Origin of the sequence: Staphylococcus croceilyticus, from assembly GCF_002902575.1 — a bacterium.
GTDB lineage: Bacteria > Bacillota > Bacilli > Staphylococcales > Staphylococcaceae > Staphylococcus > Staphylococcus croceilyticus.
Window position 1 is genome coordinate 19,037 of sequence record NZ_PPRD01000071.1, and the last position, 12,876, is coordinate 31,912.

The 12,876-nt window shown below is 34.7% G+C and carries 11 protein-coding genes; all 11 read right to left on the reverse strand.

Annotated features, from left to right (window positions below; genetic code table 11):
- Positions 1 to 21: 21 nt before the first annotated feature.
- The 11 genes from CD128_RS08750 to CD128_RS08800 all read right to left on the reverse strand — a co-directional run bounded on the left by CD128_RS08750 (position 22) and on the right by CD128_RS08800 (position 12,786).
- Positions 22 to 354 (reverse strand): putative DNA-binding protein, encoded by a 333-nt coding sequence (locus CD128_RS08750; protein ID WP_103329588.1) that lies wholly within the window; start codon positions 352 to 354, stop codon positions 22 to 24.
- Entirely contained in the window at positions 341 to 1,564 is a 1,224-nt protein-coding gene (gene ftsY / locus CD128_RS08755; RefSeq protein ID WP_103329589.1) for a signal recognition particle-docking protein FtsY, read from the reverse strand. Before ftsY ends, CD128_RS08750 begins: the two co-directional genes overlap by 14 nt.
- Positions 1,561 to 5,130, reverse strand: a complete 3,570-nt coding sequence (gene smc / locus CD128_RS08760) for a chromosome segregation protein SMC (protein WP_103329590.1) — start codon at positions 5,128 to 5,130, stop codon at positions 1,561 to 1,563. The genes ftsY and smc overlap by 4 nt, the downstream gene beginning before the upstream one ends.
- A 66-nt stretch (positions 5,131 to 5,196) precedes the next feature.
- Positions 5,197 to 5,907, reverse strand: a complete 711-nt coding sequence (gene rnc, locus CD128_RS08765; protein WP_415239158.1) for a ribonuclease III — start codon at positions 5,905 to 5,907, stop codon at positions 5,197 to 5,199.
- Positions 5,908 to 6,017: 110 nt separating this feature from the next.
- Positions 6,018 to 6,251, reverse strand: coding sequence for an acyl carrier protein (locus CD128_RS08770; RefSeq protein ID WP_001830184.1), 234 nt, complete (start codon positions 6,249 to 6,251; stop codon positions 6,018 to 6,020).
- 153 nt (positions 6,252 to 6,404) lie between these two features.
- Positions 6,405 to 7,142: a 3-oxoacyl-[acyl-carrier-protein] reductase gene (gene fabG / locus CD128_RS08775; RefSeq protein WP_103297870.1), complete on the reverse strand. Its 738-nt coding sequence runs from the start codon at positions 7,140 to 7,142 to the stop codon at positions 6,405 to 6,407.
- A complete protein-coding gene (fabD, locus tag CD128_RS08780; protein ID WP_103329592.1) occupies positions 7,135 to 8,061 on the reverse strand; it encodes an ACP S-malonyltransferase in 927 nt (308 codons plus the stop codon). The genes fabG and fabD overlap by 8 nt, the downstream gene beginning before the upstream one ends.
- Positions 8,054 to 9,040 carry a phosphate acyltransferase PlsX gene (gene plsX / locus CD128_RS08785; protein ID WP_103329593.1) on the reverse strand — a complete coding sequence of 329 codons (987 nt, stop codon included), beginning with the start codon at positions 9,038 to 9,040 and terminating at the stop codon, positions 8,054 to 8,056. The genes fabD and plsX overlap by 8 nt, the downstream gene beginning before the upstream one ends.
- On the reverse strand, positions 9,033 to 9,602 hold the full coding sequence (gene fapR / locus CD128_RS08790; protein ID WP_103329594.1) for a transcription factor FapR: 570 nt from the start codon (positions 9,600 to 9,602) through the stop codon (positions 9,033 to 9,035). Before fapR ends, plsX begins: the two co-directional genes overlap by 8 nt.
- 136 nt (positions 9,603 to 9,738) lie before the next feature.
- The gene (recG, locus tag CD128_RS08795; RefSeq protein WP_103329595.1) at positions 9,739 to 11,790 is read right to left on the reverse strand and encodes an ATP-dependent DNA helicase RecG; all 2,052 of its coding nucleotides are present in this window, start codon (positions 11,788 to 11,790) and stop codon (positions 9,739 to 9,741) included.
- A 204-nt stretch (positions 11,791 to 11,994) separates the two neighbouring features.
- Complete coding sequence (locus CD128_RS08800) at positions 11,995 to 12,786, reverse strand: thermonuclease family protein (protein ID WP_231917282.1); 792 nt, start codon at positions 12,784 to 12,786, stop codon at positions 11,995 to 11,997.
- Positions 12,787 to 12,876: the final 90 nt, after the last annotated feature.

Consider the following 12,876-nt stretch of genomic DNA (forward strand, 5'->3'; position numbering starts at 1 on the left):
ATTGCCCTCCTTTTTTGAAAATTATTCCAATTCTTCTAATTGAGTAATATAGTGTTTTAATCTATCTGGATTATTTAACGTTTGTTTCATTTCTTCATAAATATTACGGCGTTGTTCGAATTTTTCATATAAATTGAGTTTAGTTTCATAATCTTCTACTAAATCGCCAGTTCTTCTTATATTATCATAAACTGCCTGTCTACTCACATTAAATGTCTCTGCAATTTCACTTAAAGAATAGTCCTTTAGGTAAAATAATTCAAGATAATTTCTTTGTTTTTCAGTAAGTAATGATTGATAGAAATCAAACAAATAATTCATTCGTAAGGTTTTAACTAAATCATTTTTCCCCATTCGAATGTTCCTCGTTATTAAAATCTAATTCAGCAACTTCATCAGGAATGTCTTCATTTTGTTCAATCATGTCTGCAAATAAACCGTATACGTAACTTTCTGGGTTGAATGGTTGTAAGTCATCTAATTTCTCACCAAGACCTACGTATTTAACTGGGATATGAAGTTCATTTCTGATTGCAAGCACGATACCACCTTTAGCAGTACCATCTAATTTGGTTAATACGATACCAGAAACGTTCGTTACTTCTTTGAATGAACGCGCTTGTGATAATGCGTTTTGACCAGTTGTAGCGTCTAAACATAATAACGCTTCGTGTGGTGCGTCTGGTACAGCACGGCTAATGACACGTTTCATTTTATCCAATTCTTGCATTAAGTTAGATTTATTTTGTAAACGTCCAGCTGTATCACAAATTAAAATATCAACGCCTTTATTTTTCGCAGCATTAATTGCGTCATATACAACTGCTGCTGGGTCTGAACCTTCACTTTGCTTAACAACTTCTACACCGACACGGTCGCCCCAAACTTGTAATTGTTCGATAGCTCCGGCTCTGAATGTATCACCTGCAGCAAGCATCACTTTTTTACCTTCCATTTTATATCTATGTGCTAATTTACCGATTGTAGTTGTTTTACCTACACCGTTAACACCTACCATTAAAATGACGTTAAGGCGTCCGTCTTCAAGGTTCATCGCTTCAGAATTATCGTCTTCTTGGTGATAAATTTCTACAATTTTCTCAACGATAACTTCACGTAAATCTTCAGTTTCTTTAATATTACGACGTTGAGCTTCTGTACGTAATTCGTCAGTCAATTGCATTACTGTGTTAAATCCAACGTCTGCTGTAATCAACATTTCTTCTAATGCTTCGAAGAAATCTTCGTCTACGGTTCTATAACGTGCAATTAAATTATTAAGTTGTTCTTGGAAATTTTGACGTGATTTTTCAAGACCAGCTTTGAATTTCGCACCCATTTTTTGTGCTTCAATTTCTTCAAAGTCTTCAATCGAAATTAAGCCATCCTCATCAAAGTCTGCTTCACTTAACTTACGAGGTTTCTTCTTAGGGGCAGGCTCTGCTATGTCATCTTGTTGCGATGATGACTCACCCTCTACCTCTTCGCTTTCAGATAATTCTTGTTCAATATCCTCAGTAGATTTAGATGAAAACTTATCTTTTAATCGTTTAAAAAAACTCATCCTTGCTCCTCCTTCATGACCTCATCTATAGTATTTAAATTGACACTTACTAATTTAGAAACCCCTGATTCTTGCATTGTGACACCGTATAAGCGATCCGAATATTCCATTGTTCCTTTACGATGCGTAATGACAATAAATTGAGTTTGTACTGATAATTCTTTTAAAAATTGAGCATAACGAATGACGTTTGCTTCATCAAGTGCAGCCTCTACTTCATCTAGTATAACAAATGGTGCAGAGCGAACTTTCAATATTGCAAATAATAACGCAATAGCACTTAGGGCACGTTCACCACCACTTAATAATGAGAGATGCTGTAGTTTTTTACCCGGAGGCTGAACAATAATATCTACCCCAGCTGATAAATAATCATCATCTGTCAACTCTAATTTAGCATGTCCGCCACCAAATAACGACTGAAACACTGTAGTAAAATGCGATTGAACTTGTAAGAATGTTTCTTTAAAACGACCTTTCACTTCTTGGTCCATTTCCTCAATAATTTGTTCAAGCGTTTGTTTCGCTTCTCGTAAATCATTACGTTGATCATTTAAGAACGTATAGCGTTCATTAATTTCTTCATATTGTTCTATCGCATTGATGTTAACAGGTCCTAATTCATCAATAGACATTTTAGTCAATTTAACTTTCTTACGTAACGTTTCAATAGGAGTATCATCTTGATATTCTTCTCTGGCACGTTCAACTGTTAATTGATATTTCTCATTTAAATGATCAATGGCATGATTAATTAACACGTCTAATTTAGATTGTTGTGCTTTAATATCTTGATAAAAACTTTCAATTGATAATAAGTCTTGATGACATTCTTGTAATTGATATTCATGAATTTCTACGTCTTCATTGACTGCTAAACGTTGTTGTTTCAATTCTTCTAATTGTTGAGTCACTGATTCACGTAACGCTTGTTTCTCTTGAATATTATTTTGTAATTTATCAAAAGCTTGTTGCCCCATCATTTCATCTGAATTAAACAATTCAATCTTCTCATTAACGTTTGTTAATTGTTGTTCAATGTTGCTAATTTGTTTTTCTGCACGTTCTAATGAAGATTTTTGCGCATTAATACGTTCTTTAATTACGGCTAAGTCAGAACGTTTTTGGTTTAAGTGTTGTTGCAGTTTTGAAGTTGATTCTTTACCTTCTTTAGATAGTTGCGTATAACGCTCAATATCTTTTTCAAGCTGTGTAAGTTGCGTTTGAATTTCAACTAATCGATTTTGTTTTTCTGTCAGCGTTAAACGGCTTGTCTCACTTTGATAGCCATCATTTTTTTCAAATTCAAATTCTTCATGTTCATCTTTTATATGGGCTTCTTGTGTTTTCAAGCGATCTAAAGCTAACGCTTCATTATGTGATTGTTCTTTTAAGTCATTATATTGTTGATTTAACTCAATATATTTATCGCTTAAACTTTCAACTTTTTGTTTATGCGTTTGTAGTTGATGTTCGAAGTCTTGAGTTTGCTGTTCATAGTTTTTCAACTGGACACGCATCGTAGTCAGTTCATCTTTTTGGGATAAAATACTCTTTGTTTTACGAGCGCCACCACCTGTCATAGAACCACCTGGGTTAACGATGTCGCCCTCTAATGTGACAATACGTGTTTTATATTGTATGGCTTTTGCAAGTTCATTAGCATTTTTCAAATTATCGACAACGATTGTTGCGCCTAAAAGATTGTCAACAATAGCTTGATATTGCTTGCTTACTGAAACCGCTTCTGACGCAACATTAATAAAGCCATTGGAATTTTGCGCTGTTCTTTTTATATCTGCTGACAGCATGCGAGGTTTAATTACATTTAATGGTAAGAACGTTGCTCTTCCTAGACCTTTTTGTTTTAAGAATTGAATGGCTTGGCGACCTTCTTTTTCTGTTTCAACAATGACATGTTGTAAAGAAGCACCTAACGCTGTTTCAATCGCTTGTGTTAGTTCTGAAGGCACTTGAATGACTTCTGCAACTGCACCGTGAATACCTTGTAGTGTATTACCTTTTGCTTTTAATACATGTTTAACACCATTGAAGAAATATGAATATTCTTCCTCTTGCGTCTCTAAACTTTCAATTCGAGCTCTCATTTTATCGGTATAGCGATAGGCTTGATACAATTTATCTTCATACTCAGTCTGTAACTGTTTTGCATCTGAGAGTGCTTTTTCTTGTTGTTGAATTTGTTTTTCAACATTTTTAAATTGATTTGAAATAGTTTGGTGACGTTCCTCAGTAATTGAAATTTCTTTTTGTATTTCTTTCAACTGATTAAAAGCTTCAACCAATCGTGTATCTAAACGTGATTTTTTGGCTTCATTTTCTTTAAGTGTATGTTCTAAAAAGCGAATATCATTATTAACATCAGATTGCTCTGACATTAATTCATAATAATCATTTTTTATGGCTTCAAGTTTTTCTTCATGTTGTTCATCAGAAACATAAAGTTTAGATTCTAAATCATGTATTTCAGCATTTAAGCCTTTTTGTTTATCTCTTAAAGAGACCAGCTGTTGTGTAATGTCCTCTTTTTCTTTTTCAGCATTACTTAATTCTTCATTTAGATTTTCAATTTCTTCTTCAAAACGCGCATTAGTTTCAGATTGATTGCGTTTTCTTTCTTCTAATACATTGAGTTGACCAGTGAACTTCTCATACTCTTCTGTTGCTTTAATTAAGTCATAGTTGAGTCGTTCTACATCTGTATCTATTTGTTGGCTTTTCGCCTTTTGTTTTTGTAAATATTGTGTGATTTGAGCTTGTTTCGCTTCTTTATCAGCTTGTTGGCTTTTTAACTCATTCAATCTATTATCTAATTGTCGATTATCCTCAGAATACTGGTCGATGTCATGTACAGTAACAATCACATCACTTTGTTTCATTTCTTTAGATAATTGTAAGTATTCTTTAGCTATCGATGCCTCAGCTTTAAGTGGCTCTACACGACCTTCTAAATCGTATAATATGTCTTCCACACGAGATAAATTATCTTCAGTTTGACCAAGTTTCTGTAATGACTCTGCTTTACGCTTTTTATATTTAAGCACACCCGCAGATTCTTCTAGAATTTGGCGTCTATCGATAGGTTTTGCGTTTAAAATCTCGTCTACTCTTCCTTGAGATATAATACTAAAGGCTTCTTTTCCTAAACCAGAATCTAAAAATAGTTCAGTAATATCACGTAAGCGTGCTCGATCATTATTTAAATAATATTCACTTTCACCACTGCGGTATAATCGGCGTGTCACAACGATATTATCAGCATCAATTTGTAATTGTCTGGTAGAGTTATCTAAATTAAGTTGTACTTCTGCATAGTTTTGAGCATTTCGATGTTCTGCTCCTGAAAAGATAATATCTTCCATTTTAGAGCCACGAAGGGATTTAGCTGATTGTTCACCTAATACCCATTTAATGGCATCTGTGATATTACTTTTCCCACTACCATTTGGTCCTACAATTGCCGTGACACCTTTATCGAATTGCACATTCGTGTGGTCGGCAAATGATTTGAAACCAATGGCATCAATTGATTTTAAATAAACCATTCTATTCTCCTTAATACATTCATACTCATTCTTGTTGATAAGGGACAATTATTAATATCATTCTATTTAAGCATCTAATTGTTTTAATTTAGTATAGGCACGTTCAGCGGCTTTTTGTTCAGATTCTTTTTTCGTTTTTCCTTGTCCCGTTGCGACTGCCTCATTTTCCAAAATAACTTCAGACGTGAATAGACGGTGATGCGCTGGACCTTCTTCTTTAATAAGGCGATATGTCACATCTCCTCTATTTTGACTGTGCACAAATTCTTGGAATTGTGTTTTGAAATCTACTACACCAATTAATTCATTATCTTCAACATGTGGGAATATCACTTTCTCAGCAAATTGCCAAACGACATCCAAGCCTTGGTCAAGATATAAGGCACCTACAAACGCTTCAAACGCATCTGAAACGAGTGATGGACGTGTTCTTCCTCCCGTTTTTTCTTCACCTTTACCTAATAAGATTAATTGATTTAAACCGATTTTATTTGCAAATATTACAAGTGAGGGCTCACATACAATTGTTGCACGCATTTTAGTTAAATTCCCTTCTGGTAAGTCAGGGTGTTTATCAAAAAGGTAACGTGAAACCGTCAATTCTAATACCGCATCTCCTAAAAATTCTAAACGTTCATTATGCTCTAAACGATCCATATTGAAATCATTTATAAAACTCGAGTGTGAAAATGCTTGTTGATATAATTCGATATTTGAATATTCAAATCCAAGCGATTTCATTTTTTCCGAAAATTGTTGTTGAAACTCGTTTACCATTGCTATTTTCTTTGGATTTGTCACACTAGAACCTCCATTATATCTATTCTATGATTGATTCTTATGAAAAAAATCTGAGCCATCCTGTAGACGACTCAGATGTAAGTTTTTTATTTTTCAAGACTATTGATATACTTAACAGCATCACCAACAGTGTTGATTTTTTCAGCTTCTTCATCAGGAATTTCAGTACCAAATTCATCTTCTAATTCCATTACTAATTCAGCGATATCAAGTGAGTCAGCGCCTAAATCATCTTTGAATGATGCATCTTCAGTTACTTTGTCAGCATCAACACCTAAACGGTCAACGATGATATCTTTTACTTTATCGAAGTTTTCCACGTCGATTCACCTCCTTTAAAAGTGTCTATCCATAGACTATTTTATTTTCCCATTTTAGTGGTTAAAATACAAGCATTTATTAGCATTGTAAAGATACTATTTACACTAAGTAAAGTATAAATATTCATACTAAAAATATGCTCATATTTAACCTTACATGTACATACCGCCATTAACATGGATTGTTTGGCCAGTGATGTATTTAGCTCTTTCAGAGGCTAAGAATGCTACTGTGTAAGCGATGTCTTTATCTTCACCAAAACGTGATAATGGAATTTGTTCTAACATTTGTGATTTTAAGTCATCATTTAAAGCATTTGTCATATCTGAAACAATGAAACCAGGTGCTACAGCATTCACTGTAATACCACGTGATGCAAGTTCACGTGCACTTGATTTAGTTAAGCCTTCAATACCTGCTTTAGTTGCTACGTAGTTTGCTTGGCCAGGGTTACCCATAGCACCTACAATACTGGATAAGTTGATGATAGCACCGCCACGTTGACGTAACATTTGTGGTGTAGCTTTTTGAATACAATTGAATGTACCTTTTAAGTTTGTATTAATGACGTCATCCCATTCTTGCTCTTTCATACGCATTAATAGGTTGTCACGCGTAATACCAGCATTGTTCACAAGTACATCTAATGAACCAAATTGGCTCACTACTTCTTTAATCATTGCTTTAACTTCATCGCCTTCAGCAACATTTGCTTGAATCGCAAAGCTTTCTACGCCTTTTTCTTTAATCTCAGCTACTACTGCTTCTGCTTTTTCTTTATTACCTGCATAGTTTACAGCTACGTTAAAGCCATCTTCAGCTAATTGTAACGCAATACTACGACCAATACCTCTTGAAGCACCAGTTACTAATGCATTCTTGTTAGTCATGTTGATTCCATCCTTTCACATCTTCTAGAGTTTGAATAGATGTTAATTTAACATCACGATTAATTTTTTTAATTAAACCAGATAATACTTTGCCAGGTCCAATTTCGATAAAATGATCAACGCCTTGGTCGATTAACCACTCTGTCGATTTGATAAATTGAACTGGTGAATATAATTGTTTAACCATATTTTGTTTGATTGTTTCAGCATCTGTTTCACCTTTAGCGTTCACATTTTGCACGATAGGGAATTGAGCATCATGCCAATCAAATTGATTAATATAAGCTTCGAAGTCTTTTTCAATGACTTGCATCATTGATGAGTGGAACGGTCCAGACACAGCTAAAGGTAATACACGTTTAGCACCCAGTGACTTACCTTCTTCCGCTAATTTATCAATTAATGTCTTATGTCCAGACACGACAATTTGTCCAGGACAGTTAATGTTTGCAGGTTCAATTAATTCATCTTCAGTAGATAAGTCTTTACAGATTCTGTCCACTTCTTCGTAACTTAAACCTAGCACGGCTGCCATACTGCCTACACCATTTGGAAAAGCTTGCGCCATCAATTGTCCACGTTTACGTACAATTTTAACAGCGTCTTCGAAATTTAATACGCCAGCAGCTACTAAACTTGAATATTCACCTAAACTATGTCCCATTGTATAATCTGCGTTAATATTTTCAAGTGCATTTAATAATGCTGTACTATGCGTTAACAACGCGGGTTGCGTATTTTCAGTTTCGCCTAATTTCCCTTCGCTATCAGTAAACATTGTTTCTAATAAGTCAAAATCCACTGCTTCTTGTGCTGAATTTAATATGTCAGTTGCCTTAGCATCTTCATTGTATAAATCATTTGCCATTCCAACTTTTTGAGCACCTTGCCCAGGAAAAACAATCGCAATTTTACTCATCTTGATTACCTACCGTTTCTCTCATAATTTCAACTATCTTTTCATCTCCAGCAATTTTAGCTTGGCGAATTGCTGAGTAAAATGCACGCGCATTTGAACCACCATGAGCTTTAACTACCGTACCATCTAGACCTAATAATACTGATCCGCCATACTCTGCATAGTCCATTTTCTTAGCAAACGTATCTAAATCTTTTTTCAATACGGCTGCAGCTAATTTATTTTTGAAGCTACCTAATAATGTTTCTTTCAACATTTTACCGATAGATTTCGCAGTACCTTCAATATTTTTTAGTACCATGTTACCAGTGTAACCATCTGTTACTACAACATCTGTGTTACCTTCCATTAACGTTTTCGCTTCGATATTACCAGTGAAATTGAAGCTACCATCTTCACTTAATAATTGGTACGCTTTTTTAGTTAATGAATTACCTTTAGCTGGTTCAGTACCAATATTTAATAATGATAATTTTGGATTATTGAGACCACGCACTTTTTTAGCATAAATATTACCAAGTTGTGCGTATTGTAATAAGTGTTCTGGTTTAGCATCCGCATTGGCACCGACATCTAAGAAGGTAAAGCCTTTACCATCAATCGTTGGTAATGTAACGACAAGAGCTGGACGTGCTACACCTTTAATACGACCTACGATGAATAATCCAGCCGACATTAATGCGCCAGTGTTCCCTGCTGAAACACACCCATCTGCTTCACCATTTTTAACCGCTTCAGCCATACGTACCATTGAACTATCTTTCTTACGTTTAATTGCTCTAACCGGTTCGTCTTCCATTTCAATCTTTTCAGAACAATGTCTGAATTCAATACGTTCATGATTGAGCGTATATTGTTTTTCATCACCAAAAAGAATAATTTCCAAATCTTTAAAATCATTAACCGCTTTTTCAACAGCCTCTAACACGATACCAGGGGCATCATCGCCACCCATCATATCTATAGCAATTTTAACCATTTGCTTCATCCTCGCTTATATAAAACATTTTAAACGTGCCTTGAAACACTAAAGCATCTTTAACATAAGAATTAACTTTTATAAAAAAATGATGCGTTGTTTGGTCTGTCACATGTGCTTCTGCTCTTACAGTATCATGTAACTTTACTTTTTCAATAAATTTAATCGAACTTTCTTGTGTCAGAACTGTCGATTTATGTATTAATGCTACACATAACGAATTCGCCTGCGCAAATAACACATGACCACGGGCAATTTGAGTCTTCGCAAATACCGATTCTTCTGTTACTTCAATAATCGATTGTGCCGATTCATTAGGTGCAACTTGAATCAAGTCACCTATCACTTCATTAGCCTCTAATGCTCGAATCTGCTCATAGTTTTGCTCAGCTACTAACTTAATACGTTTGCGTAGCTCAGGAATATTAAGATACGTGCGATCTAACCTAATCGTTTGAATACTCACACCAAACATCTCACACAGCGCACTATCCGTCATAAAGGGGTTTAAATCAATCGCCTTTTGAATGGCTTGACGACGTTCGTCTTTCTTCATTTTCAACTAAAGTTCCCCCTCTACACACGAATTTAGTACCAAGTCTTAAACATTCCTCACATATCATAACACTTTCTATTTAAGAAGCTCAACAAATATCATCATACCTTTCTCCTTTTTCGGAAAAGGCAAAGACATATTATTAATCGAAGCTCATGTGTAGCAAATTCTCATCAATAAACGTACGCAAATGTTCATAAGTTTCTGTGAAAAAGACACCCGATTGAATTAACTCAGCTGCTTCATCACGTGCCACTTCAAGCATGCGGTAATCTTCAACTATGTTAGCCACCATAAAGTCAGGTAAACCACTTTGTTTCACTCCGAAGAAATCACCAGGACCACGCATTTCTAAATCTCGTTCACTCAACTCAAATCCATCTGTCGTTTGCGTCATAATTGTCATACGCTCGATTCCTGTTTCAGTCTTAGGCGACGCAATTAATACACAGTAACTTTGATGTTCGCTTCGTCCTACACGTCCCCTTAATTGGTGTAATGTTGACAAGCCGAAACGATCTGCATCATAAATCATCATAAATGTAGCATTAGGGACGTTAACGCCTACTTCTACAACCGTAGTAGAAACAAGAATATCAAGTTCATGTTCACTGAATCGTGTCATGACTTCGTCTTTTTCATCTGCTAGCATTTTACCGTGAAGTAGTCCTACACGTCCATTGCCATAATGCGCTTGCAATGATTCGTATAGTGCTACAACGTTTTGCACGTCTTCGAGATGTTCAGAACTTTCAATTAAAGGACAGATAACATATGCTTGTCTGCCTTTTTGCAATTCAGAAGTCATTTGTGCTAACACCTGTTCATATTGTTCATGCTTCGCCCAATTAGTGATGATTGGTTTACGCCCTTTAGGTAACTGCTTAATTGAAGACACGTCCATTTCACCAAATACTGAAATAGCTAAAGTTCTTGGAATCGGCGTTGCCGTCATAAATAAGACATTAGTCATTGCGCCTTTTTCTCTTAACATCTGACGTTGATTTACCCCGAAACGATGTTGTTCATCGGTGATTACTAATCCTACATTATTAAAAATTACATCATCTTGAATCAACGCATGTGTTCCAATTAAACAATCTATCGTACCATTTTCGAGTTGCTCCAATAAGGCACGGCGTTTTTTCCCTTTGACAGAACCTGTTAATAAAGCGACATTCATATAGTCTCCAAACAGCTCCGTTAAACTATTCGCATGTTGTTCCGCTAAAATTTCAGTAGGTACCATAAGTGCAGATTGATAACCAGCCGTTTTCAAGGCGTACATACATATTGCTGCGACAACGGTTTTACCTGAACCTACATCCCCTTGTAATAGACGATGCATTCTTATCGGCGCTTTTAAGTCTCTAAATATTTCATTAACACTTGTTTTCTGAGCATCAGTCAATTCAAATGGCAATGTGTCAATAAAAGCTTTCACTTTTTTAATATCATAATTAACTTCAATGGCTTCATCAGACGTCTTCTCAATTCGATTAAGCCATTGCATTCTTAGCTCAAACATAAATAGTTCTGTGAACGCATATGTTCTACGCGCACGCATTAATTCAGTTCTATCTTTCGGCTGATGCATCGTTTTAATCGTATAATCTAACGTTTCTAATTTATATTTATTACGTAACTCATCCGTTAACCATTCATGAATAGTTACATCGTTTAAGGTTTGATGAATCATATCGCGCAATTGTTTCTGCTTGATGCCTTCTTTAATTCGATACACTGGCTCTAGCTTCACTTCATCAGTATCTTGTGCTTGTGCATCAAAAAACATGCGATTGCCATTAATCTCTTGTTTCGCTCTATTCCATTTTCCTTTGACTGTCACTGTGCCATGCAATTCAATTTTCTTTTTCAAATAAGGTTGATTGAAGAACACACATTTTACTGCAATGTTATCTACCATAAGATGTACTGTTAACTTCGATTTATTTCTTCCGAAAAACGCTACGGTTGGTACTGAGTAAACTTGACCTACTACCGTTACAGTAGATTGATCTTCTGCCATATTTAAATCAACTATCGTATTATCATCGTATCTTGTCGGCAAATATAATATTAAATCTTCGACCGTGTGAATATTTAATTCATGCAATAATGCCATTCTTTTAGGTCCAAGTCCTTTAATATTTTGAAGCGGATATGGACTCTCTATTAAATTGACTTTAGACATCGTTTTCTCACCTAATATTTATAATCTTATTTCTATTTTAACATGGTTTAACCGTATTAATGATAGTTAACGCTTTTTGAAAATGAGTAATAGTAAGGAGAGATGAAATTAGATATTCATCATCTTTCGTTGACATAATTAAATTATAGTCATAAAAATATGAAACCTGTCTTTTTTAGACAGGTTTCATTAATTACTTTTTAATTATCTACTTACTTCACATGCCCATCCATCTTTATCTCTATCTAATGTTGGACGATAAGCTGGATGATTTTTACTTACACCATTAGGATATGTTTGTCTCATAGCTGTACAATTTTTAAAATATTGTGGTGTAGTAGCTTTAGTAGTTTTATTTGTTTTATTTGTTTTATTTGTTTTATTTGTTTTATTTACTGAGGTACTAGGTTTTGTAGTTTTAGGTGTTGCATTAGTCTTAGTTGTTGATTTAGTAGTGGATTTAGTTGTTTGTGTACTCCAGATGTTTAACTTTTCAGCTTGAGCTCTAGATTGACTCGCATATAACGTTTGTACATAAGTGTTATTCGGTGGGTAAACATAAGCTACTCTAGCTAAACCTTGTCTTACGATAGCATTATTTACCATTTGACCATCTGCGTATACATAAGCTAAATATCGACCGTATTTATCCGTACGTTGTCCTTTATCAAACTGAACTTGGATAGTTCGTGCGTTCGCCATCATACGAGTAGTAAATTTACTCGCCTCTGGACCATATTTCTGAACAGGTTTACGTGGATCTTTAGTTTCAGGTGAATCAATTAGCAATAATCTGAATGTTGCTTTTTTACCTTTATATAGTAATTGAACAGTATCGCCATCCACATCTCTAACAAATTTTGCTGGTTCCTTTTTTAGTGACGTTTGCGCATTTGCAATATGAGAATGATATGTATAACTAGTTCCTAGTGATAATGCAATTACGCTAATTAAAGTGATAATGAATGTTTTAATAATTAAACTTGAATTTTTCATCTCTATCCTCCTAAGTTTCATCAAATATATTTTATACTAATTTTAGAAAATATAAATATAAATTTTTGTAAATTTTTCTAGTATTTATAT

Bases quoted from the DNA above. Each gene is read 5' to 3' on its own strand.
- fabD (WP_103329592.1), bottom strand. From the start codon at position 8,061: ATGAGTAAAATTGCGATTGTTTTTCCTGGGCAAGGTGCTCAAAAAGTT.
- CD128_RS08750 (WP_103329588.1), bottom strand. From the start codon at position 354: ATGGGGAAAAATGATTTAGTTAAAACCTTACGAATGAATTATTTGTTT.
- plsX (WP_103329593.1), bottom strand. From the start codon at position 9,040: ATGGTTAAAATTGCTATAGATATGATGGGTGGCGATGATGCCCCTGGT.
- CD128_RS08800 (WP_231917282.1), bottom strand. From the start codon at position 12,786: ATGAAAAATTCAAGTTTAATTATTAAAACATTCATTATCACTTTAATT.
- rnc (WP_415239158.1), bottom strand. From the start codon at position 5,907: ATGGTAAACGAGTTTCAACAACAATTTTCGGAAAAAATGAAATCGCTT.
- smc (WP_103329590.1), bottom strand. From the start codon at position 5,130: ATGGTTTATTTAAAATCAATTGATGCCATTGGTTTCAAATCATTTGCC.
- fabG (WP_103297870.1), bottom strand. From the start codon at position 7,142: ATGACTAACAAGAATGCATTAGTAACTGGTGCTTCAAGAGGTATTGGT.
- ftsY (WP_103329589.1), bottom strand. From the start codon at position 1,564: ATGAGTTTTTTTAAACGATTAAAAGATAAGTTTTCATCTAAATCTACT.
- recG (WP_103329595.1), bottom strand. From the start codon at position 11,790: ATGTCTAAAGTCAATTTAATAGAGAGTCCATATCCGCTTCAAAATATT.